Source organism: Achromobacter marplatensis (genome assembly GCF_002209535.1).
Taxonomy (GTDB): Bacteria; Pseudomonadota; Gammaproteobacteria; order Burkholderiales; family Burkholderiaceae_B; genus Achromobacter; species Achromobacter marplatensis.
Map to the genome: position 1 here is coordinate 198,465 of NZ_NJIG01000002.1, position 25,625 is coordinate 224,089.

Sequence of the window (25,625 nt, forward strand, 5' to 3'; positions counted from 1 at the left end):
CCTGCAGGCGCGGGCCTCAGGCGGGCGCCGCCGCTGGCGCGCCGTGCCCCAGCCCCAGATACACCTCGACGACACGCGGATCCACCGCGACTTGCGCCGCCGGGCCTTCCAGCGTGACGGTGCCGGTCTCCAGCACGTACGCGTAGTCGGCCACTTGCAGGGCCGCGCGGGCGTTCTGTTCGATCAGCAGGATCGACACGCCCATCTCGCGCAGCCGTGCGACGATGCGGAACACTTCCCGCACGATGCGCGGCGCCAGCCCCAGGCTGGGTTCGTCCAGCATCAAGAGCCGTGGCTTGGCCATCAACGCACGGCCCACGGCCAGCATCTGGCGTTCGCCGCCGGACAGCGTGCCGGCCAACTGGGCGTGGCGCTCCTTCAGGCGGGGAAATAGCTCGTAGACCTCGGCCAGCGTCTTGTCCTGGTCGCGCAGGCCGCAACGGAAGCGGTGGAACGCGCCCAGCATCAGGTTGTCTTCCACCGTCATTTCGGCGAAGAGCTCGCGCTTTTCGGGTACCAGGTTCATACCGGCCGCCACCATTTCCTCGATCTCGGCGTGCGCCTGGGCCTTGCCGCCGAACACGATCTGGCCGGTCGAGGGCAGCACGCCCATGATGGCGGACAGGAGAGTGGTCTTGCCGGCGCCGTTGGGCCCGATCACGGTCACGATCTGGCCTTCACCCACCGTCAGGCTGATGCCCGACACGGCTTCCACCTTGTCGTAGGCGACGCGCAGGTCTCGCACTTCCAGCAGTTTCGCAGTCATCATTCCACTCCGCCCAGATAGGCTTCCAGCACCGCGGGGTTGTGCTGGATCTCGGCGGGCAGCCCTTCGGCGATCTTCTCGCCGAAGTCCATGACCACCACGCGATCCACCAGGCCCATCACGAAGTCCATGTCGTGCTCGACCAGCAGGATGGCCATGCCTTCCGCACGCAGCTTCTTCAAGAGTTCGGCCAATTCGCACTTTTCCTGATAGCGCAGGCCGGCCGCGGGCTCGTCCAGCAGCAGGATGCAGGGGTCGGAGGCCAGTGCGCGCGCGATCTCCAGGATGCGTTGCTGCCCCAGCGCCAGCGAGCCAGCTTCGTCATGCAAATGCTTGCCTAGCCCCACCCGTTCGACCTGCCGCGCCGCTTCGGCCAGCAGGCGGGATTCTTCGGGGCGGTCCAGCCGCCAGGCGGCCGGCAGCACGCCGCGATGTCCGCGCAGGTGGGCGCCGATGGCCACGTTTTCCAGCACGCTCATGCGCGAGAGCAGGCGCACGTGCTGGAAGGTGCGGGACAGGCCCAGCCGCGCGATCTTGCGCGCGCCGACGCCCGCCACCGATTGGCCCAGCAGCGTGACTTGACCCGAGGTGGGCGTGTCCACGCCCGAAATCTGGTTGAACATCGTGCTCTTGCCGGCGCCGTTGGGGCCGATCAGCGCCAGGATCTCGCCCGCCCGGATTTCCAGGTTCATGGCGTTGTTGGCGACCAGGCCGCCGAACTTGCGCGTCACGTCCACGGCCTTGAGCACGACCTCGCCGCGTGGCGGCATCGGCTTGCGGGGCAGGGGTTCGGCGTCCATGTCCACGCGGCGCACGGGCTTCTTCACGCGGATCCAGCGCGTCAGCACCGGCCACAGGCCGCTGCGCGCACGGTGCAGCAGCAACACCATGCCAAAGCCGAAGACGATGACCTCGAAGTTGCCGGTCTGGCCCAGCAGCTTGGGCATCCAGTCCTGCAGCCATTGCTTGAGCACGGTGAACACGCCTGCGCCAACCAGGGCGCCCCAAACCTGCCCCGCGCCGCCGATGACGGTCATGAACAGGTATTCGATGCCCATCTGCAGGCCGAACGGGTTGGGGTTCACGAAGCGCTGCATGTGCGCGTACAGCCAGCCCGAGGCGCAGGCCTGCAGCGCGGCGATGATGAAGATCACCATGCGCGAACGTGCCGTGTCCACGCCCATCGACTCCGCCATCACGCGCCCGCCCTTGAGCGCGCGGATGGCGCGGCCCTCGCGTGAATCCAGCAGGTTCTGCGTGGACCATACGGCAATCAGCAGGAACGCCCAGATCAGGTAATAAATGCTGCCGCCCTGGTTCAGCGACCAGCCGAACAGGTTGATGGCGGGGATGTCCGGGATGCCGGTGTGGCCGCCCAGGCCTTCGACGGAGCCGAAGGCGAAATACAGCGACAGGCCCCAGGCAATGGTGCCCAGCGGCAGGAAGTGGCCCGACAGCTTGAGCGTGATGGCGCCCAGCAGCCAGGCGATGAAAAGCGTCAGCACCAGTCCGGCCAGCAAGGTCAGCCAGGGGGAGGAGCCCAGCCAGGCCAGCCAGGTCGGCAGGGTGTCGGCGCGGGTGGTGAGCAGCGCCGTGGTGTAGGCGCCCACGCCCACGAAGGCGGCCTGTCCGAAGCTGGTCAGTCCGCCCACCCCGGTCAGCAGCACCAGGCCCAGCGCCACCAGCGCATACAGGCCGATGTAGTTCAGCAGGGTCACGTAGAACGGCGGCAAGGCCAGCGGCCCCAGCGCCAGCAGCGCCAGGAATACGAAGAGGATGATGCGGGGGTTCATTCGTCTTCTTCCTCGACGTGATGGCTTTTCAGCGAGCGCCAGAGCAGCACGGGGATGATCAGCGTGAATACGATGATTTCCTTGTACGCGCTGGCCCAGAACGACGAGAAGGCTTCGATCAGGCCCACCAGGATGGCGCCGGCCGCGGCCAGCGGATAGCTGACCAGACCGCCGATGATGGCGCCTACGAAGCCCTTCAGGCTGACCATGAAGCCGGAGTCGAAGTACATGGTGGTGATGGGGGCGATGAGGATGCCCGACACCGTGCCGATCAGCGCGGCCAGGAAAAAGGTGGCGCGGCCGGCGAAGATGGGGGAAATGCCCATGAGTCGTGCGCCCAGCCGATTGAAGGCGGCGGCGCGCAGCGCCTTGCCGTACATCGAGCGTTCAAAGAACTGGTACAGCACGATGATCAGCACCGCCGACACCGCCACCACCCACAGCGCCTGGCTGTTGATGTTGATGGGGCCGAGTGCCAGGCTGGCGTCGCTGAAGGGCGCGGTGCGCGCCCCTTCGGCGCCGAAAGCCAGAAGGCCCAGGCCGACCAGCGCCAGGTGGACTGCGATGGACACGATCAGCAGCACCAGCGTCGAGGCCGACGCGATGGGCTGGTAGAACAGGCGGTACAGCTGCGGGCCCATCGGCACCACCAGCATCAAGGTCAAGAGCGCCTGCACCGACATGGGCAATTGCGCCAGCGGCAGCCGATAGAACAGCGCCGCCAGGACCAGCGGATAGATCGCCTTGGCCGCGATACGCCAGAGGCCGCGGGCGCGGCCCGGACGCTTGGCGCGCGCCACCAGGTCGGCAGCCGCTTCGGCCAGCGCGAACGCCAGCAGCAGCCAGACCAGCAGCACGGGCTTGCCGGCCTGGATGGCCGCCATGGTCAGCGCGCCGAAGGCGACGAATTCGCCCTGGGGGATGAACAGCACGCGGGTAACGGTAAAGACCAGCAGGATCGACAACGCCAGCAACGCGTAGATCGCGCCGTTGGTGATGCCGTCCTGCCCAAGTATCAAGGCGATCTGAGCATTCATGCGAAATTCCGACAGGGACGGGAAATGCCGGGCGGCCCGAAGGCGGCCCGCGCAACGCGGACGGTTTGCGCCGTCCGCGCCGCGGTTAAGGCCTTACTTGACGAGCGCCCAGTTGCCGTCTTTCACGGTGATGAGTTCGCGACCGCGGTCGTCGAAGCCGCTGTGGTCGGCCGCGCTCATGTTGTAGACGCCTTGCGTGCCCACCAGCTCCTTGGTCTGTTCCAGCGCGTCGCGCAGGGCGCTGCGGAATTCCTTGGTGCCCGGCTTGCCGGCCTTTTCCGCCAGCGGCACGGCCTTCTCCAGCAGCAGGCCGGCGTCGTAGACGTTGGCGCCGAAGGTGGCGGGCTTGGAGCCGTTGAGCTTTTCGTAGGCCGCAATGTAGTCGCTGGCGACCTTCTTGGACGGGTTGCTGTCCGGCATTTCGGGCAGCACCAGCATCAGGCTGGCGGCCAGCACCGTGCCTTCGACCTTCTTGCCGCCCAGCTTCAGGAAGTCGGGCAGCGCGGCGCCGTGGGTCTGGTAGAACTTGCCCTTGTAGCCTTGATCGAACAGGGTCGTCTGCGGCAGCACGCTGGCGGCGCCGGGTGCGGCCACCAGCACGGCGTCCGGCTTGGCCGCCAGGATCTTCAGCGCCTGGCCCGTGACCGAGCTGTCGAAGCGCAGATAGCGTTCATTGGCGGTTACCTTGATGCCCTTCTCGGTGGCCAGGCCCGAGAAGACCTTGTACCAGTTCTCGCCATAGGGATCGTTCAGGCCGATGAAGCCGACCGTCTTCACGCCCGTCTTGACCATGTGGTCCACCAGCGCGCGGGCGATGATGTCGTCGTTCTGCGTGGTCTTGAACACCCACTTCTTTTGGTCGTTCATGGGCAGCACGACGGCCGCCGTGCCTACCGGCGCCAGCATCGGCACGCCCGCTTCGGCCGCGAACTGAATCACGCCCATCGCGTTGGGCGAACCCGACGGGCCGATCAGCGCGTCCACGTTCTGCTCCGAGATCAGCTTCTTGAAGGCGGTGACCGAGTTGGTGGAATCGCTGGCGTCGTCCAGCGAGATGTATTCCACCGTCAGGTCGCCGATCTTCTTGGGTAGCAGCGGCACGGTGTTCTTCTGCGGAATGCCGACCAGCGCGGTCGGCCCGGTGGAAGACGTGACCACGCCGACCTTGACTTGGGCCAGGGCGGGCAGGGCGAACAGGGCGGCGACGGCGGCGGCCGCGGCCAGGGGGAGTTTCTTCGACAGCATGGCAAAACCTCCGGATAGGGAGCAATGGGCGTGCGACTTGAAAACGGAGAAAACGGGGAACTGCGGGAATTACTTGTTGCTTAAACTTTCTATAGGGCAAGGCTCAGCACTGTAGACCCGGTCCCCGTGCTTACCTATCCGTCAAAACCCGAACGGGCGCTTGAAATGCGGGCTCAGATGGTGATGGAGCTGACGCTGGCGCCGCCGCAGACGAACAGCGTCTGTCCGGTGACGAAGCTGTTGGCGGGGTCCGCGAAGAACATCACCGCGCGCGCCACGTCGTCCGAACGGCCCAGGCGCTTGACGGGGATGCCGTTGGCCAATTGCTTTTCGCGTTCGCTGCCGGGCTCGATCACTTCGTAGAACATGTCTGTCTGGATGGGGCCGGGCGCCACGACGTTGACTGTGATGCCGTAGGGCGCCAGTTCCAGCGACCAGGTGCGCGCCATGCCGACCATGCCGGCCTTGGTGGCCGAATAGGCGGTGCGCGTGGGCAGGCCCAGCGCGCCGCGCGAGGACATCATCACGATGCGGCCGAACTTGCGTTCCTGCATGCCGGGCAATGCCGCCTGCACCAGGGCAATCGCCGCGCCCAGGTGGATCTGGGTCAGGCCGTGCAGTTCTTCCTGCGTGACCTGCGGCAGCAGGTTGGGCCAGATGACGCCGGCGTTGTGGATAACGTGGCTGATGGGGAACTTGGCGGCGGCTTCCCGCCCGGCCTGGGCAGTGGCGTCGGCGTCCAGCAGGTCCACCTGCATGTTGTGCAGGCGAGGATGGCTGAAGTCGGCCGCGCGGCGCGCCATCGAAATCACTTCATAGCCCGCGTCCAGCATGCTGCGGCAGATCTCCGCCCCGATGCCGGCGCTGCCGCCGGTGACGAGGGCAACATTCGCTTGTGTCATGGATTCCCTTTGTTGGTTGTGGCCGCGGCCGGTCAGGCCTTGGGCGCCAGCGCCAGCACGCGCAGCGGGCTGCCCGAGCCGCTGCGGATCTTCAGCGGGGCCGAAAAGATCACCGCGCCGGTGGGCGGCAGCTGATCCAGGTTCGTCAGGCATTGCAGGCCGTAGCGGTTGTTGCCGTGCATGTAGTAGTGGCAGGGGTAGGGCGGATTCAGGTGATGTGCCTGGCCGGCGTCGGTGCCCACGGATTCGGTGCCGAAGCCGTGCACGTCGCGTTCCTTGATCAGCCACGGCACGACGTCCGCGTCGGGGCCGGGCGAGTGCGCGCCGTCCGCCTGCATGTTCAGGTATTCGGCGGGCTTGGCGCGCTTGGACCAGTCGGTGCGCATCAGCACCCACGAGCGTGCCGGGATGCGGCCGTGCTTTTCTTCCCAGGCCTTTACGAAATCGATGGTCAGGAGGAAGTCGGGGTTGTCGCGCGCTTCGGCGGAACAGTCGATGACGCAGGCACTGGCGATGAAGGACTCGATGGGGATCGTGTCCACCGTGTTGTCGGGCTGGTCCTTGCCCGTGACCCAGTGGGCCGGCGCATCGAAGTGGGTGCCCGTGTGTTCCGAGCACGAGAAGTTGTTCCAGTACCAGGCCGGGCCGCGCTCGTCATAGCGCGAGATCTCCTCCATGCGGAAAGGCCAGGCCTGGCCGAACTCCGGCGGCAGCACGATGGTGGGGAATTCCGGCGTCAGGGTCTCGGTCAGGTCCACCAGGCCGATGCGGCCCGACACGAGTTCCGACATGAATTGGGCAAGAATGTTCTGGCTCATGCTGTTGCTCCTCTTGGTTCGTGCGTTGTCGGGGCGGGCCGTCAGGCGCCCAGTTCCCGTTCCAGTCCCTTGGGGTTTTCGGCCAGCCGGGCGCGGAATTCCTGCGCCACGTCGCCAACGTAGACGTCTTCGACGCCGTCCTTCAGTGCGCGCACGATAGCGGCCGCGATGGCGGCGGGGGCTACGCGCGGAGGAGGCGTGCGCTGCTCCCATTCGTGGTCCACCGGACCGGGGAACACGTTCACCACCCGCACGCCCGCGCCACGCATCTCGGCGCGCAGGCATTGCGCCAAGGACAGCGCGGCTGCCTTGGATGCCGACCACATGCCGCGCGCGGGCAGGTTCATGTGCGCGTAGATGGACAGTACGTTGACCCAGGCGGTGGCGCTGTTCACGCCGTCGGCAGCGCGGCCGCACAAGGCCGGGCCGAAGCACTGCGCCAGTCGCATCAGGCCCAGCACGTTCACATCCATGGCGTCGCGCGCGGTGTTCACGTCCTTGCGGCCCAGCAGGCCGCCTTCACGTTCCAGATCGGCCGTGTTCACCAGGATCTCGACCTTGCCGCCGATGGAGGCGGCCACGCGTTCGACGGAATCCGTGTCGGTGACGTCCATCACGACGGTTTGCACGCGCGGGTCGGCGGCCAGGGCGTCGAAGGCGTCGTCGCGCTTCCAGGCCTGCGGATCGCCCAGGAACACGGTGGGGCAGCCCGCATCGAGCAGGGCGCGCGCCACGGCCTGGCCCACGGCGGACTTGCCGTCCGTGACCAGGGCCCGGCGGAACTTCGGGTCGCACGAGGTCTCGCGCAGCGTCTTGTCGTCTTCCATGTTCGGGGTGTTCCTTTCTGGCAGGGCGATCATCACGGCCTGGCCGCTGCGATCCAGCTTCAGCGCCAGCCGCACGCGGTCGCCGTCGGCGCAATCCTGGTGGACGTGGGCCACGACCGAGGGGCCGGCGTCCATGCGCACGGTGCCCACGCGCCATGGCAGGCGTTCGCGGAAATAGAGGTCGTTGCTGTGGTGCAAGGTGGTGCTGACCAGCAGCACGCCGTTGGGGTCGGCCGGGCGCCAGGGCAGGTGCTCGGACAGGCAGTGGCCGCAGACTTCGCGGGGCGGATATTGCACCGCGCCGCAGTCGGCGCAGGTTTGCAGGTCGAAACGGCCCTCGGCGGCGGCCGCGGTCAGCCCCAATGCGCTGCGACTGCGCCAGCCGGGCGGCAGCGTGGGCTGGCGGGTACGCGCAACCGGGTTCTTCCGGGGCGGTTTGGCTAGCGGCTCGGTCATGCGTCGCTCCTGGCCAGAATGGCCGCGGCGGTGCACAGCCCGCGGTCGTAATTGATCATGCCGAAGCCGCTGACCATGCCGATGCGGGCATTGGCCACCTGCGTGCCGCCGGCCGTGCCGGTCAGCTGGCGCAACGCCTCGACCATGCCCAGATAGCCGCCCGCGGCGCCTGCCTGGCCCACGGACAGCTGGCCGCCGTTGGTGTTGAACGGGAAGCTGCCGTCCACGGTGAAGGTGTTGTCGCGGATGAAGGCGGGGGCGGCGCCTTTTGCGCAGAAGCCCAGGTCTTCGATCTGCATCAGGTTGATGACCGGGTAGTCGTCATAGGCTTGCAGGAAGTCCATGTCGGCGGGCACGGCGCCGGCCTGGCTGTAGAGCTCGTCGATGTCCATGGTCCAGCCGCCGCGCGTCTGGATGGGATCGTCGATCCAGGCGTTGTGGCGTTCGATGGTGGACAGGATGCGGGCGTACGGCAGGTTCAGCGTGCGCGCCTGGGCCTCGCGCATGACAAGAAACGCATCGGCGCCCGCGCAGGGCATCACGCAATCGAACAGATGGATCGGGTTGGTGATGACTCGGGCGTCCAGGTATTGGGCCAGCGTCAGCGGCTTTTTCATCAGCGCGTGCGGATAGCGCAGTGCGTTGTCGCGCTGCGCCACGCACAGCTTGCCGAAGTCTTCGCGCGTGGCGCCGGTCGTGCGCATGTAGTTCGTGGTCAGCAGCGCGAAGCTGGCGTTGGGGCCGCCGGCGCCGTAGGGGTACACGGCGTCCTGCGCAAAGCGCGAGAACTGGCTGACGGTGTTGCGGAAGGAATCCACATGGTTGGTGTCGCCCGCGATGCAGGCCACGATGTTCGCGTCGCCGGCCTGTACGGCTCGGGCTGCGCGGCGCAAGGCCGCAACGCCGCTGGCGCCGCCCATCGGGATGTGGTCCAGCCAGCGCGGGCTCATGCCCAGATGCTGGACCAGGCCTACGGCGGTATCGGGCGCCAGCGTGAAACTGGACACGCACAGGCCGTCTACGTCCGCCTTGGCCACGCCGGACTGCCGGATCAGCGCGCCCAGTGCGCGCCCCAGCCACCAGTGGGCGGCATGCGTGGAATAGCGTTCGTACGGGATCGTGACCGGCAGGGCCGCCACGATGCCGTCATAGCCCAGGCGGCTCATCGGGGCGCCTCCTGGCGCTTCTTCATGCCGGTCGTGTCGACGCAGCGCGCCGTGCCGGGCAAGGTGGGCGCCAGCGCCTTCATCTCGCCGCGCTGGATCTTGTTGGTGGTGGTGAGCGGCAGGCTGTCCACGAAGGCGACGTAGCCAGGCGCCTTGTAGTACGCCAGCTGTTCCAGGCACCACTGCACGATGCTGCGTGCGGCATCCGAGATGCCTGCGTCGCCTCCGGGCAGCGATTCCGGCACGACGCAGGCCAGCACTTCGTCGCCACGCACGGCGTCGGGCACGGCGGCCACCGCCACGGACTTGACCAGCGGGTGCTGCATCAGCACGCTTTCGACTTCCACGGCCGAGATGTTCTCGCCGCTGCGGCGGATCACGTTCTTCTTCCGGTCGACGAAACGCAGCGCGCCGTCGTCCTCGCGGCGGACGATGTCGCCCGTATGGAACCAGCCGTCCTGCCAGGCTTCGGCGGTGGCGGCCTCGTCCTTGAGGTAGCCCGCGAAGAAACCGTAGCGCGGGTCGTCGCCCGCATGGCGCACCAGCAGTTCGCCGTGTTCCCCGGTGGCGGCCGGCTGGCCGGCGTCGGTCACGATGCGCACTTGCACGTCGTCTTCCTCGCGGCCGAAGCTGCTGGTGCCGATGTGGCGCGGCTCCTGGTTGGCGATGATGACGGCGCCGGCGCCGGTTTCGGTCATGGCCCAGGCTTCCAGCAGCGGAAAGCCGAAGCGGGCCTCAAACGGGGCGTGCAGCTTGCGGTCCACGCCCGCCCCGAAGCCGAAGCGGATGGCGGGTTGCAGGTCGCCGTCGGACGGCGGCGCCTTCATCAGGATGGCGGGCATGACGCCCAGGTAATGCAGCACGGTGGCGCCGGAATCCCGCACGCTGTCCCACCAGGTCTTGGGATGGAAGCGGTCCAGCGGGATCAGGCAGCCGCCCGTCAACATCATGGCCATGGCCGAATAGGCCATCGCGTTCATGTGGACCAGCGGCAGCGGGGTCAGCATGCGCTCCTGGCCGGGGCGCAAGGCGGCCAGTCCGCCGATGCGGGCGTACCAGCCGCCCGCGTGCAGGAAGTAGCGGTTCGGCAGGATGCAGCCCTTGGGGCGGCCGGTGGTGCCGGACGTGTACAGCAACGCGCATTCGCTCAGTTCGGTCGGGGCGGTGTCGCCCAGCGGGGCGGCAAAGGGCGCGGCGGGCGGCGCGTCGTCCGGACCCATCACGCGCAAGGGGCGGCCGGCGCGTGCGGCGGCCGCCAGCAGGTCGGCGTGCCGTTCCGGCAAGGCGACGGCCAGCGCGATCTCGGAGTGGCCGGTCAGGTATTCCAGTTCGGCCGCGCGCAGGTCGGGGTTGATCGGCACGACCGATACGCCCAGCGCATTCAACGCGAACCAGTGCAGGAAAAACGACGGGCGGTTCTCCAGCAGCAGGCCGGCGCGGTGGCCGTGGCCATAGCCGGCGCGGGCATAAGCGGCGCGCAGCGTCTCGATGGCGTCGGCGGCGCGGGCGTAGGCCAGTTCGCCGGCTTCGATGCCATAGGCGGCTGCGGTTTCCGGCAGGATGCACAGGAAGGGCTGGGCGCCGTGGCGCGACGCGGTGTCGCGGAAAGCCTGGTGGACGGTCGTGTTCACAAGCCGCTCCTACATGAACAATTGGATGTTGCCGAACGCGGCGTCGCAGTTGACGAGGTCAACGCGCTTCAGGCGGATACGCAAGGCGCCGTCCTGCTCCACCAGATGGTGCGTGGTCCAGCCGGCGTAGAGCGTCTGGGCGTCCTGGCGGGTTTCGACATAGTGGAAGGCGGTGCGCACGACGTGGTGGCCTTCGTCGGGCGCCGAGTCGGGATGGCCGTGTTCGACCGTGGGCGCCTGCAGCAGGTGGTGGCAACGGCTTTTCGGCTGCTGCGAAAACGTGCGCTGGCCGGCCAGCCGTTCCACGCGCACGCGCAGCAGCAGCTTGTCTTCGTACATCAGCGAGGCGTGCAGCTTCGGGTCCGTCTGACCGTGCGCCAGCGGCATCCAGTAGTAGCCGTCTTCGGTGTACAGGTCCAACCAGTCCTCGAAGCGCAGCTCGTCCAGCAGGCGCGCCTCGGCGTAGACAAAATCGATCAACTCGCGGTCGCTTGCGCTCATACCGACTCCGGTCCGGTCATGTAGCGGCCCCATGCGCGGTACTGGTTGCGCATCTGCCATTCATTGGTGCCATTGGTGGTGACGTTCTTCTGGTCGATTTCGTCGGGCGTGTACAGCCGGCCCACGTTCACCCAGTCGCGCGCGCGGGAATTCAGGCCGTCTTGCGCGCGTTCGTACATTTCCAGGTCGTCGTGGCCAACAACCGAGGTGGGCGCATTGATCAGCCGGTTGTACATGAGCGTGCGTTCCAGCAGCAGGTCGGGAGCGCCTACCAGGCGGAAGGTCCACGATTCGACCAGCGTGCGGTCCGCCGCGATGGGCTTGAATACTCGCAGCGTCTGGATGGGGCCCTTCACCATGATGTTGGGGAAGTACACGGTGTTGTGACGCACGTCGCCCAGGATCTGCTTGGCGCGCTCCTCGCCATAGGCGGCGACCATCGCGTCCCAATAGCCGGGCACGCCCGAGTAGGACGCGTGGATGGAGTCCGACACGCCCGTGTGGCCGTGCCCGTTTTCCCACACGCGGATGCCCATGTTCTCAAAGAACTCGTAAGGCGAGATGAAGGGCGCGAACAGTTCCACCGCCATCGGTTTGGGCGTGCCTTCCGGCGCCTGTTCCCAGACCTTCACGGCCGTGCCGGCCGACGATTCGTGCGCCACCATGGGGTGGCAGGTGTCGGTCTGGTTGTCGACCAGCATCTTCCAGTTGCAGCGGTGCATGTAGCGCAGCACGCCACCTGCCACTTCCAGCCGGCCTTCGGGCGAACGGTCGACCATGTTGTCCAGCGTGGACAGTGATTCGCCGAAGAAGTCCTCGAAGGACTGGCCTTCTGGATTCAGGCGGCAGAAGACGAAGCCGCGATGGTTCTTCACGTCCTTGACGGCCGCCATGCCCTGGCTGGCTTCGCAGTTCTCCAGCCCGGTGTTCTCGTAGCCCTTCTTCAGCGGGATCGACAGCAGGCTGCCGTCCGTCTTGAAGGTCCAGGCGTGATACGGGCAGCGGAAGAACTTGCCGGTGTTGCCGCAGGCATCGCCCGCCACCATCGTGCCCTTGTGCGGGCAGCGGTTGTGCAGCACGCGCACGCTCTTGTCGCTGTGGCGGACCATCACCACGGGCTGGTTGCCCACGGTGGTGGTGATGTAGTCGCCCGGATTGGGCACCTGGCTGTCGTGGCCGACGTAGACCCAGGTGTTGGCGTATAGCCGCTCCATCTCGAGGTCGAACAGTTCCTGGTCGATGAACAGGTCCTTGTGGACTTCGGTATCGCGCAACAGGGCGCGGATGGCGTCGGGGTTATCGCGGTATTTGGCCATGTCGCTTCCTTGTCGTGAGCCCGGCGGCCTTAGAGGTCCAGCACCAGGCGCGCCGACTTCGCGCGCGAGATGCAGATCTGGATGATCTTGCCGCTTGCTTTCTCGGTATCCGAGAGGTAGTAGTCGCGGTGGTCGGGTTCGCCTTCCAGCACCGTGGCCTGGCAGACGCCGCACTCGCCGCGCTTGCAGTCAAACATTGGATCGCAGCCTTCTTCTTCCATGACGTCGACGATGGTCTTGTCGGCGGGGATGGTCAGCGTGCGGCCCGATTGGCGCAGCTCAACCTCGAATGGCTGGTCGCCGGCCTGCGGGGCGGCCGTGACGAACAGTTCGAAATGGATGTGGGCATCGGGCCAGTGGCGCGCGCGGGCCTCGTGGATGACGGCGTCGATCAGCCCTTTGGGGCCGCAGACGTACAGATGCTGCTTCGGCGAGGCCGCGGCCAGCAACGCTTGCAGGTCGAAGCGGCATGAGGGGTCGTCGTCGGCATGCACGGTCAGGGCGTCGCCCGCCAAGGCGGCAAGTTCGGGCAGGAAGGCCAATTGGTCCTTGCTGCGTCCGCAGTAATGCAGATGGAAGTCGCGGCCGGCGGCTTTCAGCGCGGCGGCCATGGATGCCACCGGCGTGATGCCGATGCCGCCCGCGATCAGCACCACGGGCTCGTCGCCCGCAGGCGATTCATGCAGCGGAAAATCGTTCTTCGGGCCTTCGACCGTCAGTACGTCACCTTCGGCAAGCCCATGCATGTGGCGGGATCCGCCCTGGCTGGATTCTTCCAGCCGCACACCCAGCCGGTATTCCACAGGCTGGGCGAATTGCCCGGCCTGGGGCGCCAATTGCACCAGCGAATAGCAGCGCGGGTCGCGCAGGCCCGGCACCGTCACCTTCAGGTGCGCGCCCGGCCCGAAGGCGGGCAGCGGGCCGGCGTCCTCGCGCGCCAGGCGGAAGGATCGGATCAGCGGCGACTCTTGCCGGACTTCCCGGACGATCAGTTTGAGTGTCTGCACGGCGGTTGTCTCTTTCAGTGTTCTTGTCAGGCGGCCAGCTTGTCGGCCAGCTGGCGTTCCATGGGGCCGCACTTCTCGTTGGCCAGCGCGGTGTCGCGCAGGGCGCGCAAGGTGTCGGCGGCATCGGGGCGGCCCACCAGTTGCGCCGCCGCGGCGATCAGTTGGCGGTACTTGCCGCCGCCGCGCACATGCGTGTCGCTATAGCCCTTGACCAGGCGGCGGCAATTGACGGTTTCGACGGCCAGGGCGTAGTCCTGCGGCGCCAGGCGCGCGATCAGGTCCAGCCACTGTTCCAGGCCGGCGGATTCGATCTGGTGGCGCAGCGTGCTGCGGCGAAAGCGCCGCATGCCGGCCAGCGAATACAGCATCAGGAAGCCGCCCAGCGTGCTGCTTTGCATCAACCGGCCCTTGCCCAGGCGGCGTTCGACAAAGCCGCCGAAGGCCTTGGAGCCTTCCAGCCAGCGCCCCATCCGTACGGGCAGGGTCCCGCAGATCTCTTCAAGCCGCGGGTGCATGTAGTCGGTCGTCAAGACCAGCTGTTCCGGGCGCGCGCCCACTTCCTGGCGCACGCGGTCAAAGCGCGAGCCGCGCGTCTTCAGGTCGGCGACGCGGATCACGTCGTCGTAGGCCATGGCCGTGGCCACGTAGCGGGCCGCGGCACAGGTCAGCGCCCACTGTTGGGCCTCACCGCCGTGTTGGGCGTCCAGATCGCGCAGCGTCTTCATGCGGCGCAGGTAGTCGGCGGCGTAGGCGGCGTCCTGGAATTCCAGCTGGCGGCGCACGCCGGCCGCCAGCATGGGCTGCGCACAGGCGGGGAAGTCGCGCTTGATGGTGTCCAGCAAGGCCTGGGTCTTGGGGCTGGCGGCGCGCTCGGGCACGGCGGGCACCGGGCGCGTCAGGTCGATGGCGGCCGGCTGGGCCGGGGCCTCGCGAGCGGCGTCAAAGCCCAGCGCGAAGGCGCGCAGGCTGGCTTCCACGCCCAGGCCCGCGCGGCGCACGGTGGCCTCGAAGTCTTCGCGGGAAAAGGGCAGGGCGCCGCTGCCGGCCACCGCGCCGAACAGGCTGGCGCTGATGACGCTGCCGGCGCGGTCGGCCAGGTCTTGCAGGTCGAAGCACAGGAAGCGCTTGGCGGCGGCGCGGCCGGCCTCCAGTACCTTGTTGGGATCGGCGATGCCGTTGCCCGGCGCGGATTTTTCGCTGACGGCGTAGCTGCGGTGTGACGACGACAGCAACACCGTGCGTTCCGGGGTGACCAGGCCGCGCTGGATGGCGCGGCCGCCTTCCATCAGTTCAGCGGCCACCACCAGGTCCACGTCGCCCGGGGTGGGCATCAGCGCCAGGGCCGGCGGCCGGCCGGCGCGCTGCACATCGGCTTCGGGCAGCAATTCCAGGTAGTAGATCGTGGCGCCAGTGCGTTGGGCCACGCCCGGCACCGAGGTTGTCTGCGCCCACCAGCCGGCGTGCTCGGCCATGTCGACGATCCAGTCGGCCAATACGCCGCCGCCCTGGCCGCCCATGGCCAGGATGGCGATCTTGATCGGGTTGCCTTGTTGCAGTGCCACCGGGTTCATGAAGCTGTCGTCCTTACAGGGCGTATTGGGCCAGGCGCGCCGCGCGGCGGCGTTGCAGGAAACCGATGACGGCACCGCGCACCCGGGCCAGGAAGCGGTCGCCGCCCGTCGGGTTGTGCACGATGTCGGCGCGGTAGAAAGAAGGGCACAGCACCGCGGCATGGGCGACTTCGCCGCAGTTGCCGCAGCCGACGCAGCTGCTTTCCACGTGCGCCACCGGGTCTTCCTTCAAGGGGTCGCCGCTGTCTTTCACCGACAGCGACGGGCAGCCCGACAGGCGGATGCAGGCGTGGTCGCCGGTGCAGACGTCGGGGTCCACGCCGAAGCGTTCCTTCACCACCCGCTTGCCTTCCTTGACCGCCTTGTTGAACAGCGGCTTGATGCGGCGCTGCTTGTTCAGCATGCATTCGGACTGCGCGATGATGACCTTGGGACCCTTGATATCGGTGGTCAGCGCCTCTTCGATCGTGGCGCGCACGCGTGCGACGTCATACGTGCGGTCCAGCGTGCGCACCCATTTCACGCCCACGCCGCGCACGGCATGGTCGATGGGGTTGTTGGTGGAACGGTCGGGGTTCTCGGCGCGCGACGACAGGATGTCCTGCCCGCCGGTCGCCGAGGCGTAGAAGTTGTCGACGATGACGATGACGCCGTCGTACTTGTTGAACACCGCGTTGCCGATGCCCGAGGACAGGCCGTTATGCCAGAAGCCGCCGTCGCCCATGATGGAGATCGGGCGCTTGGCGGCCGGCACGTTGAAGGCCGCCGCGCTGGACGCGCCCAGGCCGTAGCCCATCGTGGTGGCGCCCAGGTTGAAGGGCGGCAGGATGGAGAACAGGTGGCAACCGATGTCACAGGAAATATGGTGCTGCCCCAGCGTTTCCTGCGCCAGCGTCAGCGCGGAAAAGATGGGGCGTTCGGGGCAGCCCGTACAGAAGCCGGCGGGCCGTGGCGGCACGACGGACGCCAGGCCTTCCACCTGCTTGTGGAAGGTGATGGGCTGCTCTACGGCGACGGGCTTGGCCGGTTTCGGGCGCGAGACTTCGGTGATTTCCAGCTGGCGGGCCTCGGCTTGCGCATCAACCGCCACGGCCGGATGGGTCTGCAACGATTCCGGGCGGTGGCGTTTCAGGAATTCGCGCACGCCGTCGCGCATGACTTGCGTCGTGTACTCGCCCGCCATGGGCAGCACGTCCTTGCCGGACAGGTGGGTGTCGATGCCGGCGCGGCGCAGCACGGCATGCAGGTTCTGCTCGATGTAGTCAGGCTGGCCTTCTTCCAGCAGCAGCACGGCGCGTTTGTCGCGGCAGAAATCGATGACCTCGTCTTCGATGACCGGATAGGTCACGTTCATGACGTACAGCGGAATGCGGCTATTGCCGAAGTTGTCGGCCAGGCCCAGCAATTGCAGCGAACGGATGACGCCGTTGTACAGCCCGCCTTGCAGGATCAGGCCGATGTCTTTCTGGTCGCCGTCGAAGTGCTCGTTGAGCTTGTGTTCCTTGATGTAGCGGATGGCGGCGGGCCAGCGCTCTTTGATTTTTTCCTGCTCGTGCAGGAACGAGGCGGGCGGCAGCACGATGCGGCTGGTATCGCGCGCCGGGCTTTCCAGTGCTTCGGCCAGCGAAAAGGCGGGCCGCTTGTTTTCCTTGGCGATGAAGCGGCCATGCACGTGGCAGCCGCGGATGCGCAGTTGCAGCATCACGGGCGTCTTGCTGGCTTCCGACAGTTCAAAGCCGTCTTCCACCGCCTTGACCATGCTTTCCAGGTTGGGGCGCGGATCCAGCAGCCAGATCTGCGACTTCATGGCGAACGCGTGCGAGCGTTCCTGCATGATGGACGAGCCTTCGCCGTAGTCTTCGCCCACGATGACCAACGCGCCGCCCGTGACCCCGCCAGAGGCCAGGTTGGCCAGCGCGTCGGAGGCGACGTTGGTGCCTACGGTAGATTTCCAGGTGACGGCGCCGCGGATCGGGTACATGACCGAGGCAGCAAGCGTGGCGGCGGCGGTGGCTTCCGAGGCGCTGGCCTCGAAATGCACGCCCAGCTCTTGCAGGATGTCGTTGGCGTCGGCCAGCACGTCCATCAGGTGCGAGATGGGCGAACCCTGGTAGCCGGCCACATAGCCCACGCCGGATTGCAGCAGGCCTTTGGTCACGGCAAGGATGCCCTCGCCGCGAAACTCTTCGCCTTCGCCGATGCGCAACTGCTGGACTTCTTTCTTGAAAGACCTTTCAGCCATCTCGAACTCCTTCGCGGGCCGGATTGCCGGTCCTCAAGCCTTGCTGCCGTGCAGCATCGTCATGCCACGAAAACTTCATCTGAAAAATACTTTAGGAGTCAACGTTTTAGCTGTCAACAAAAAAGATGAAATTTCATGGAAATTAAAAAATATCACGCTAAAACAAGGGTGTATATACTGGTTGTTCTCTAGGTCGAGGGCAGTATTTCCGCGCCGGCATGGTGCAAAAACGGGTTGCGATTCCGGGTATACCCTGTGCTGCGCAACAGCATTGCGGCTCATCATGGCGCATGTTTGCGCCGTCGTGGTGCAATGCGCTTTTCGGCCGTCGGCCAAACATGAATTCCGATGCGTGGGAGCAAAGCAACATGCGGTTGGACAAGCAGCGGGACACGCTTCTGACAGGTCGGGGCGCGGCGGGGCCCCGTTTCGTCGACGGCTACCTGGCCTATCTGCTGGCGCAGGCCAGCCAGCGCATTTCGGCCGAATTCCATTTGCAGGTGAAGGCGGCCGGGTTGTCGGTCACCGAATGGCGCGTGCTGGCCAGCCTGGAAGGCAGCCCGGGCGAAACCATCGGCACGCTGGCGGTGCTGGCCATCACCAAGCAGCCGACGCTCAGCAAGGTGGTGCAGCGCATGGAGGCCGAAGGGCTGGTGGCGCGCACCGGCGTCCGCGCCGACCGGCGCCAGACGCGGGTCTGCATCACGAACAAGGGCACCCATCTGATCGCATCTCTCTGCGAGCAGGCGCTTCAGCATCAGAAAGCGGTGCTGGCGCCCTTCGGCGAAGAACGCGCCGCGTTGCTGATCGAGATGCTGGGCGTGCTGATGACGGAACACGTGCCGCTGGAGCTGCCGATCGACGCGGACGAGTAAGCCTGTTGCAGGCGCGCACTCGAACGCTGTTCGCTTCAATTATTTTGTTACAAGCATATGTGTCCCCAATTGTTCTCTCTCTGTGAAAAGGGTCTCCGGTACGCATAAACCCTGAATTGACGGGGGTCTGGCGCATAGGCACACTCGCGCCGGTATTCAGACTAATGTCAGGAGTTAACCCCTATGCGCCGCACCTTGATTGCTATCGCGATCGCCGCCGCCGTGGCTGTGCCCTCGATCGGGCAGGCCAAGTCCTTCCGCTGGGCCGCCCAGGGCGACATCCTCACCTTCGATCCGCACTCCCAGAACGAAGGCATGACGATCGCCGCCAACAGCTACATCTACGAACCGCTGGTGGACTACGACAAGACGTTCAAGGTGGTGCCGCGCCTGGCGACGGAGTGGGAGCAGTTGTCGCCGACCCTGTACCGCTTCAAGCTGCGCCCGGGCGTGAAGTTCCATGACGGCGCCGCTTTCACGGCGGACGACGCGGTCTTCTCGATCCACCGCGCCATGGCCCCGACGTCCAACTACAAGGCCTACACGACCGGCATCAAGGAAGCGCGCAAGATTGACGACCTGACGATCGAAATCGAAACGTCGGCGCCCAACCCCGTGCTGCTGCGCCAGCTGACCAACGTGTTCATCATGAACAAGGCCTGGTCGGAAAAGAACAACATCGCCAAGCCGCAGGACTACGTCAACAAGGAAGAGACCTACGGCGCGCGCAATACCAACGGCACCGGCCCCTACAAGCTGAAGTCGCGGGAAGTGGACGTGCGCACGGTCTTTGAAGAAAACAAGGACTGGTGGAACAAGGCCGGCAAGGTCGGCAACGTGACCGAGGTGGTGTTCACGCCGATCAAGCAGAACGCCACGCGCACCGCCGCGCTGCTGTCCGGCGAAATCGACTTCGTGCTGGACCCGGCGGCCCAGGATCTGGAGCGCATCCGCCAGGCGCAGAAGGTCGTGGAAGGTAACGAATACCGCACCATCTACCTGGGCCTGGATCAGAAGCGTCCGGAACTGCAGTACTCGAACATCAAGGGCAAGAACCCGTTCCAGGACATCCGCGTGCGTGAAGCGCTGTATCGCGCCATCGACGTGGACGCCATCAAGCGCGCCGTGATGCGCGGCCTGTCCGCGCCCACCGGCACGATGATTGCGCCGCAGGTACATGGCTGGGCGGAATCCGTGCACAAGCGCGTGCCCTACGATCCCGAGAAGTCCCGCGCGCTGTTGAAGGAAGCCGGCTACGACGGCACCTTGAACTTCACGCTGGACTGCCCGAACAACCGCTACATCAACGACGAAGCCATCTGCCAGGCCGTGGTCGGCATGTGGGCCAAGGTCGGCGTGAAGGCCACGATGAACGCCATGCCGCGTTCCACGTACTTCCCCAAGGTCCAGTCGTTCGACACCAGCGCCTTCCTGTTCGGCTGGGGCGTGCCCACGTTCGACGCCATGTATTCCCTGCAGAACCTGATTCGCACCAAGGGCGAAGGCGCTGACGGCATGTACAACCTGGGCGGCTACAGCAACAAGGAACTTGACGTGATCATCGATCGCATCAAGACCGAAACCGACCCCGCCAAGCGCGACGCCGACATCATCACCGTGCTGCAAGGGCACGCCAAGGACTTCGGCCACATCCCGCTGCATGACCAGGTCATCCCCTGGGCGATGCGCAAGAACGTCACGGTCATCCACCGTGCCGACAATCGCCTCGTTGCGGATTGGGTCAAGGTTGACTGACCCTGATTAACCGGACGGCGTGGGGTCTACCCGACCCCCGCCGTTTTGTTTTCTTCTTTTCCGCCGAGCGGTCCCAAGGAAAATACGCCCCCTTGGGAGGCAGCACGCACGCTGACCGTGCGCGGCGTGGGGGTATTTCCATCTATGTTTGCTTTCATACTGCGTCGCCTGTTGCAGGCCGTAGCGGTGATGCTCACCGTCGCGCTACTGGCCTTTGTGCTTTTTCAATACGTCGGCGACCCTGTCACCATCATGCTGGGGCAGGACGCCACCGATGCCGAGCGCATCGAGTTGCGTGAACGCCTGGGGTTAAACGAGCCCGCCATCGTTCAATTCGGCCATTTCGTGGCCAACGCCGCCCAGGGCAATTTCGGCATTTCCCTGCGCCAGAGCGAACCCGTTTCCACCTTGCTCAAATCCCGCTTGCCGGCCACCTTGGAACTGTCCATGGTGGCGGCCTTGCTGGCGCTGGTCGTGGGCGTGCCGCTGGGCGTATACACGGCGCTCAAGCGCAATAGCCTGGTGTCCCAGATGCTGCTGGCGGGTTCCCTGCTGGGCGTGTCGTTGCCCACCTTCCTGATCGGCATCCTGCTGATCCTGGTGTTCTCCGTGCAACTGGGATGGTTGCCCAGTTATGGGCGCGGCGAAACCGTCAGCGTGGGCTGGTGGACGTCGGGCCTCTTCACGGCCACCGGCTGGAAGCACCTGATCCTGCCATCCATCACCTTGTCGCTCTTCCAGATGACGCTGGTGCTGCGCCTGGTGCGATCCGAAATGCTGGAAGTGCTGCGTTCGGACTACATCAAGTTCGCGCGCGCCCGGGGCCTGAAGCGTCGCGCCATCCACTTCGGCCATGCGCTGAAGAACACGATGGTGCCGGTCATCACGATCACCGGCCTGCAGCTGGGCGGCATCATCGCCTTCGCCATCGTCACCGAGACCGTGTTCCAGTGGCCGGGCATGGGCCTCTTGTTCATCCAGGCGGTCCAATTCGCCGACGTGCCGGTCATGGCCGCGTACCTGTGCCTGATCGCGCTGGTGTTCGTGGTGATCAACCTGATCGTCGATCTTCTGTATTTCGTCGTGGACCCGCGCTTGCGTTCGGGCATGACCCGTGCCGGGGGAGCTCACTGATGCGCGCCGTACTTAAACGCTGGTGGGACAGCGACCTTGCCTGGGCCTGGCGCCGGGCGCCCGTGGCCATCGTGGCGACCGTGCTGCTGGCGCTGCTGCTGATCGGCTCCTTCGGGGCCGGCTGGGTCGCGCCGCACAACCCTTTTGACCTGACCACGGTGGAATTGCTGGACGCCTTGCTGCCGCCCGCCTGGGAGGCCAACGGCCAGCAGACCTATCTGCTGGGCACCGACAGCCAGGGCCGGGACCTGTATTCGGCCATTCTGTACGGCACCCGCGTGTCGCTCCTGATCGGGCTGGCGTCGGTGGTGCTGTCCATGCTGATCGGCATCGTGCTGGGGCTGATCTCGGGTTACGCGGGCGGGCGCATCGATGCGTTCATCATGCGAATCACCGACGTGCAACTGTCGTTCCCTGCGATCCTGATCGCGTTGCTGATCGACGGGGTGGCGCGCGCCGCCGTCCCGCGCGAGATGCATGAGTTGATCGCATTCCCGGTGCTGATCGGCGCCATCGCGCTGGCCGGCTGGCCGCAGTATGCGCGCACGGTCCGCGGCTCTACGTTGGTGGAGAAGAACCGCGAATACGTGCAGGCCGCGCGCGTGATCGGCGTGGCATCTCCCGTGATCATGTTCCGCCACGTGCTGCCCAATGTGTTGGGGCCCGTGCTGGTGTTGGCAACGGTGCATCTGGCCACCGCCATCATCACCGAGGCGACGCTGTCGTTCCTGGGGGTAGGGGTGCCGCCGACGGCGCCGTCGCTGGGCACGCTGATCCGGATCGGCAACGACTTCCTGTTTTCCGGCGAATGGTGGATCACCATTTTCCCGGGCGCGGCGCTGGTGCTGCTGGTGCTGTCGGTCAACCTCCTGGGTGACTGGCTGCGCGATGCACTCAACCCGCGGCTGAATTGAGGTAACCATGAGCGCACTTCTTGAAGTCCGCAATCTGCGCGTGGAGTTTCCCACGCGCCGCGGCACGCTACGCGCCCTGGACGATGTGTCCTTTTCCATCCAGGCGGGCGAAGTCCTGGGCGTGGTGGGGGAATCGGGCGCCGGCAAATCGCTGACCGGCGCGTCCATCATCGGCCTGCTGGAGCCGCCGGGGCGCATTGCCGCGGGCGAGATCCTGCTGGCGGGCCGCCGCATCGACAACCTGCCCGACGAGCAGATGCGCCGGGTGCGCGGCCGCGAGATCGGCGCGGTGTTCCAGGACCCGCTGACCTCGTTGAACCCGCTGTACACGGTGGGCCGGCAGTTGGCGGAAACCATCGTCACGCACTTGGACATGACGTGGTCGCAGGCGCGCAACCGCGCGGTCGAACTGCTGGCGTCCACCGGTATCCCGGCGGCGCGTGAACGCATCGACCACTATCCGCACCAGTTTTCGGGCGGCATGCGTCAACGGGTGGTGATCGCGCTGGCCTTGGCGGCTGAACCCAAACTGGTGGTGGCCGACGAGCCCACCACCGCGCTGGACGTGTCCATCCAGGCGCAGATCATCGAACTGCTGAAACGCCTGTGCCGCGAACACGGCACGGCGGTGATGCTGATCACGCACGACATGGGCGTGATTGCAGAAACCGCTGATCGCGTGGCGGTGATGTACGCGGGCCGCGTGGCCGAGATCGGCCCGGTGGCGGACGTGATCCACAAGCCGCGCCATCCTTATACGGCGGGGCTGATGGGATCGATCCCGTCGCTGGAGGGCCATCGCGACCGGCTGGTGCAGATCGATGGCAGCATGCCGCGCCTGAACGCAATTCCGCCGGGCTGCGCGTTCAATCCGCGTTGCGGGCAGCGCCTGCCGCGCTGCGCGACCGAGCGCCCCGAGTTGCTGCCGGCGGGTACGTCGCGCGCGGCCTGTTGGTTGCATGACAACGGCAATGCCCCCACGACGCTCCCGCCAGGCGGGTTTGTCGCCCCCGACGGGGCGGGGTGGTCCGACGGCAAAAGATCAGAGGAGGCAGCATGAGCGCGCCCTTGGTGGAAGTGAAGGACGCGGCGCGCTGGTTCGATGTGTCGCCGCCGTGGTTGGAACGCAAGCTGGCCGGCAAGCCCAAGGTGATGCTGCGGGCGGTGGACGGCGTGTCGTTCGAGATCGCCCGCGGTGAAACGCTGGCGCTTGTGGGCGAATCGGGCTGCGGAAAATCCACGGTCGCCCGCATGCTGGTGGGCCTGTATGGGTTGACGCGCGGCGATATCCGCTTTGACGGGCAGCCCTTGTCGCGCATGTCGGAGCCCGGCGGGCGCGCCTTGCGCAAGCGTTTGCAGATGATTTTCCAGGATCCCTATGCCAGCTTGAATCCGCGCTGGCGCGTGGGCCGCATCATTGCGGAGCCGATGCTGACGCATACCCAGATGACGCCGGACGAACGCGTGGCGCGGGTCAGCGAATTGTTGAAGCAGGTGGGCCTGGATCCGGCGGATCAGGGGCGTTATCCGCACCAGTTTTCCGGCGGGCAGCGCCAGCGCATTTCGATCGCGCGGGCCTTGGCGGTGAATCCGGAATTCCTGGTGTGCGACGAGCCGACGTCGGCGCTGGACGTGTCCGTGCAGGCACAGGTGCTGAACCTGATGAAGGACCTGCAGCGCAAGCTGGGGCTGACGTACCTGTTCATTTCGCACAACCTGGCGGTGGTGCATCACGTGGCGGACCGGGTGGGAGTGATGTACCTGGGGCGCATGGTGGAGGTGGCGCCGCGCGACGAGCTATTCGCGCGGCCGCGGCATCCTTATACGCGGATGCTGCTGGAGGCGATTCCGGACATCAACGGAGCGGGCAAGCCGCGCACCGCAGTGGCCGGGGAAGTGCCGAATCCGTTGAATCCGCCATCAGGGTGCACGTTTCATCCGCGGTGTCCGCATGCGAATGATCGGTGCCGGGCGGAGGCGCCCGTGGCTCGGCTGGCGGGGGTTTCCGTGGTGGCTTGCCATGCCGTGGAGGAGGGGCGGATCGCTGCGTGATCCGTCTGTTCTTTAGGCTGGAAGTTCGTTGCGTCGTAGGATGGGTGGAGCGCGTGGATGTGATGGCCGGGGCGCTGGCGGCTATCGCGTGCAACCCATCACCCGGCGGCGCCGGGCTCTTTCCAATCAGTGGCGCGGCTCTTCGACGCGTTCGTACGGCGTGTCGTCGTCTTCGTCGTCTTCATCGTCGTCGTCCTCTTCTTCCTCGCTCGGCTCCGGTTGCGGTTCTTCCGTCAGGGCGAAGGGCAGGACGTCTTCCAGGTTGTCGGACCAGGCGGATTCTTCGCCGTCGTGGTCCAGTTTGATGAAGCGCTCGCCTTCATTCATGGAAATCTGGACCGCCCAGAGGTAGAGGCAATCGTAGGTGTCGTCGTCGGCGTGGGGCAGGCCGCCGCGGTTGCCCAGGATGCGGGCGCCGGGGCCGCCTAGCTGGACGTGCGTCTGGTCTTCTTCGGTCTTGGCGTTCTCGTCCAGCGGCACGCCGTAGGTGACCCATTCGGTGCCTTCGTCGCCCAGGATCACTTCAGCCAGCACGGGCTTGCCCAGATAGGCGCTGAGCGCGTCGGCGGTCTTGGCCAGCATGTCCAGTTCGGATGCGCTGAAGTGGGTCACGGAGGCGGGAGGGGTAGCAGAGGCGGACATGAAGGGGTTCCTGGGCGCGATGAAGCCGCGACGGCACGGCAAGATACATGAGTCAGGCGTTATTGTCGCGCGATCGGCGTTGCAGTGCATCGGACGCTTGGATGACGACGCCGGGAGGCGCGGTCAGGCGGGGGCCGCGGCGCTGCGCTTGCGGGCGCTGTCGGGGGATTCGCCGGTCAGGCGCTGGAACATCGCGATGAAGGCGGACGGCGTGCTGTAGCCCAGTTCGCGGGCCACTTCCTGCACGGGGCGGCCCGCGTCCAGCAGGCCCAGCGCCGACACGACGCGCAGGCGCTGGCGCCATTCGTTGAACGACATGCCCAGGTGTTGTTGGCAATGGCGCAGCAGCGTGCGTTCGGTGATGCCGGCGCTCGCGGCCCAGTGCGCCGCGCCGCGCTTGTCGCCCGGCATGCGCTGCAGCGCCGACAGAATGGGGGCCAGCACCGGATCGGTGCATGACGGCAGGTAGCTCGCGTAAGCGCGGGCCCGCCGGAGCTGGTCGATGACGATCTGCGCCATGCGGCGGTCTTCCGGCGTAGCCGGATAGCGGATGCCGCGCCGTTCGAAGTCGGCCAGGATCGCCCGTGTGACTGCGCTGATCTCCAACGTGCACGGCGCGTCCGGCAGGCCGGTGCAGGCCTCGGCCGGGATGTCGATGCAGGCGTAATGCACTTCGCCTTCGTTCTGGCAGCAGTGCTCCACGTGTGGCGGTATCCAGATGGCGTACTGCGGTGGGGACAGGTAGGTGACGCCGTTGATGGCGATTTCCATGATGCCCGACAGCGAAAAATTCAGTTCCGCCCACGGCGAGCTGTGGCGCTGCATGCTGGAATGCGGCGTGAAGTGCAGGATGCGGCAGGCCAGCGGATAGGGCAGGTCGCCGGCCAGGATGGGCGCGGTATCAGCCAGTTCCATGTCGGAAGTTCGTGCGGATTTGTCTGTTTTTCATTATATACGTCGTCTCGGACAAGGCCT

Annotated in this window: 22 protein-coding genes; 6 read left to right on the forward strand and 16 right to left on the reverse strand. The window is 66.3% G+C overall.

The features are described 5' to 3' along the window. Nucleotides 1–16: 16 nt before the first annotated feature. The 14 genes from CEY09_RS04420 to CEY09_RS04485 all read right to left on the reverse strand — a co-directional run bounded on the left by CEY09_RS04420 (nucleotide 17) and on the right by CEY09_RS04485 (nucleotide 17,278). Nucleotides 17–766: an ABC transporter ATP-binding protein gene (locus CEY09_RS04420; protein ID WP_088587727.1), complete on the reverse strand. Its 750-nt coding sequence runs from the start codon at nucleotides 764–766 to the stop codon at nucleotides 17–19. Continuing rightward, nucleotides 766–2,559: a branched-chain amino acid ABC transporter ATP-binding protein/permease gene (locus CEY09_RS04425; protein WP_088587728.1), complete on the reverse strand. Its 1,794-nt coding sequence runs from the start codon at nucleotides 2,557–2,559 to the stop codon at nucleotides 766–768. Before CEY09_RS04425 ends, CEY09_RS04420 begins: the two co-directional genes overlap by 1 nt. Next, the gene (locus CEY09_RS04430; protein WP_088587729.1) at nucleotides 2,556–3,596 is read right to left on the reverse strand and encodes a branched-chain amino acid ABC transporter permease; all 1,041 of its coding nucleotides are present in this window, start codon (nucleotides 3,594–3,596) and stop codon (nucleotides 2,556–2,558) included. The genes CEY09_RS04425 and CEY09_RS04430 overlap by 4 nt, the downstream gene beginning before the upstream one ends. 93 nt (nucleotides 3,597–3,689) lie before the next feature. After that, nucleotides 3,690–4,841 carry an ABC transporter substrate-binding protein gene (locus tag CEY09_RS04435; protein WP_006226414.1) on the reverse strand — a complete coding sequence of 384 codons (1,152 nt, stop codon included), beginning with the start codon at nucleotides 4,839–4,841 and terminating at the stop codon, nucleotides 3,690–3,692. 173 nt (nucleotides 4,842–5,014) lie between these two features. After that, on the reverse strand, nucleotides 5,015–5,743 hold the full coding sequence (locus tag CEY09_RS04440) for an SDR family NAD(P)-dependent oxidoreductase (protein WP_088587730.1): 729 nt from the start codon (nucleotides 5,741–5,743) through the stop codon (nucleotides 5,015–5,017). Between the two features lie 32 nt (nucleotides 5,744–5,775). Then, the gene (locus CEY09_RS04445) at nucleotides 5,776–6,561 is read right to left on the reverse strand and encodes a cyclase family protein (protein WP_006226416.1); all 786 of its coding nucleotides are present in this window, start codon (nucleotides 6,559–6,561) and stop codon (nucleotides 5,776–5,778) included. A gap of 41 nt (nucleotides 6,562–6,602) precedes the next feature. Then, entirely contained in the window at nucleotides 6,603–7,844 is a 1,242-nt protein-coding gene (locus CEY09_RS04450; protein ID WP_088587731.1) for an SDR family NAD(P)-dependent oxidoreductase, read from the reverse strand. Beyond that, nucleotides 7,841–9,010, reverse strand: a complete 1,170-nt coding sequence (locus tag CEY09_RS04455; RefSeq protein ID WP_088587732.1) for a thiolase family protein — start codon at nucleotides 9,008–9,010, stop codon at nucleotides 7,841–7,843. Before CEY09_RS04455 ends, CEY09_RS04450 begins: the two co-directional genes overlap by 4 nt. After that, entirely contained in the window at nucleotides 9,007–10,641 is a 1,635-nt protein-coding gene (locus CEY09_RS04460; protein WP_088587733.1) for an AMP-binding protein, read from the reverse strand. Before CEY09_RS04460 ends, CEY09_RS04455 begins: the two co-directional genes overlap by 4 nt. A gap of 9 nt (nucleotides 10,642–10,650) precedes the next feature. Continuing rightward, the gene (locus CEY09_RS04465; protein WP_088587734.1) at nucleotides 10,651–11,142 is read right to left on the reverse strand and encodes an aromatic-ring-hydroxylating dioxygenase subunit beta; all 492 of its coding nucleotides are present in this window, start codon (nucleotides 11,140–11,142) and stop codon (nucleotides 10,651–10,653) included. Then, a complete protein-coding gene (locus CEY09_RS04470; RefSeq protein WP_006226421.1) occupies nucleotides 11,139–12,458 on the reverse strand; it encodes an aromatic ring-hydroxylating dioxygenase subunit alpha in 1,320 nt (439 codons plus the stop codon). Before CEY09_RS04470 ends, CEY09_RS04465 begins: the two co-directional genes overlap by 4 nt. Nucleotides 12,459–12,487: 29 nt before the next feature. Beyond that, the gene (locus tag CEY09_RS04475) at nucleotides 12,488–13,465 is read right to left on the reverse strand and encodes a PDR/VanB family oxidoreductase (RefSeq protein WP_006226422.1); all 978 of its coding nucleotides are present in this window, start codon (nucleotides 13,463–13,465) and stop codon (nucleotides 12,488–12,490) included. A gap of 26 nt (nucleotides 13,466–13,491) precedes the next feature. Then, nucleotides 13,492–15,036: an indolepyruvate oxidoreductase subunit beta family protein gene (locus CEY09_RS04480; RefSeq protein ID WP_088588043.1), complete on the reverse strand. Its 1,545-nt coding sequence runs from the start codon at nucleotides 15,034–15,036 to the stop codon at nucleotides 13,492–13,494. A gap of 13 nt (nucleotides 15,037–15,049) precedes the next feature. Beyond that, complete coding sequence (locus tag CEY09_RS04485) at nucleotides 15,050–17,278, reverse strand: indolepyruvate ferredoxin oxidoreductase subunit alpha (protein ID WP_088587735.1); 2,229 nt, start codon at nucleotides 17,276–17,278, stop codon at nucleotides 15,050–15,052. Nucleotides 17,279–17,646: 368 nt separating this feature from the next. Between CEY09_RS04485 and CEY09_RS04490 the strand changes: the two genes are divergently transcribed. The 6 genes from CEY09_RS04490 to CEY09_RS04515 all read left to right on the forward strand — a co-directional run bounded on the left by CEY09_RS04490 (nucleotide 17,647) and on the right by CEY09_RS04515 (nucleotide 24,008). Beyond that, a complete protein-coding gene (locus CEY09_RS04490) occupies nucleotides 17,647–18,153 on the forward strand; it encodes a MarR family winged helix-turn-helix transcriptional regulator (RefSeq protein WP_006226425.1) in 507 nt (168 codons plus the stop codon). A 183-nt stretch (nucleotides 18,154–18,336) separates the two neighbouring features. Further along, complete coding sequence (locus CEY09_RS04495) at nucleotides 18,337–19,908, forward strand: ABC transporter substrate-binding protein (protein ID WP_006226426.1); 1,572 nt, start codon at nucleotides 18,337–18,339, stop codon at nucleotides 19,906–19,908. 144 nt (nucleotides 19,909–20,052) lie between these two features. Continuing rightward, nucleotides 20,053–21,042, forward strand: coding sequence for an ABC transporter permease (locus CEY09_RS04500; protein ID WP_088587736.1), 990 nt, complete (start codon nucleotides 20,053–20,055; stop codon nucleotides 21,040–21,042). Further along, complete coding sequence (locus tag CEY09_RS04505; protein WP_088587737.1) at nucleotides 21,042–21,956, forward strand: ABC transporter permease; 915 nt, start codon at nucleotides 21,042–21,044, stop codon at nucleotides 21,954–21,956. The genes CEY09_RS04500 and CEY09_RS04505 overlap by 1 nt, the downstream gene beginning before the upstream one ends. A gap of 7 nt (nucleotides 21,957–21,963) precedes the next feature. Next, the gene (locus CEY09_RS04510; protein ID WP_006226429.1) at nucleotides 21,964–23,016 is read left to right on the forward strand and encodes an ABC transporter ATP-binding protein; all 1,053 of its coding nucleotides are present in this window, start codon (nucleotides 21,964–21,966) and stop codon (nucleotides 23,014–23,016) included. Continuing rightward, nucleotides 23,013–24,008 carry an ABC transporter ATP-binding protein gene (locus CEY09_RS04515; protein ID WP_006226430.1) on the forward strand — a complete coding sequence of 332 codons (996 nt, stop codon included), beginning with the start codon at nucleotides 23,013–23,015 and terminating at the stop codon, nucleotides 24,006–24,008. The genes CEY09_RS04510 and CEY09_RS04515 overlap by 4 nt, the downstream gene beginning before the upstream one ends. A 126-nt stretch (nucleotides 24,009–24,134) precedes the next feature. Here CEY09_RS04515 and CEY09_RS04520 read toward each other — a convergent pair whose 3' ends face one another. Together CEY09_RS04520 and CEY09_RS04525 are read right to left on the reverse strand one after the other, a co-directional pair. Further along, nucleotides 24,135–24,650, reverse strand: a complete 516-nt coding sequence (locus tag CEY09_RS04520) for a hypothetical protein (protein WP_006226431.1) — start codon at nucleotides 24,648–24,650, stop codon at nucleotides 24,135–24,137. 123 nt (nucleotides 24,651–24,773) lie between these two features. Further along, the gene (locus CEY09_RS04525) at nucleotides 24,774–25,565 is read right to left on the reverse strand and encodes an AraC family transcriptional regulator (RefSeq protein ID WP_088587738.1); all 792 of its coding nucleotides are present in this window, start codon (nucleotides 25,563–25,565) and stop codon (nucleotides 24,774–24,776) included. Nucleotides 25,566–25,625: the final 60 nt, after the last annotated feature.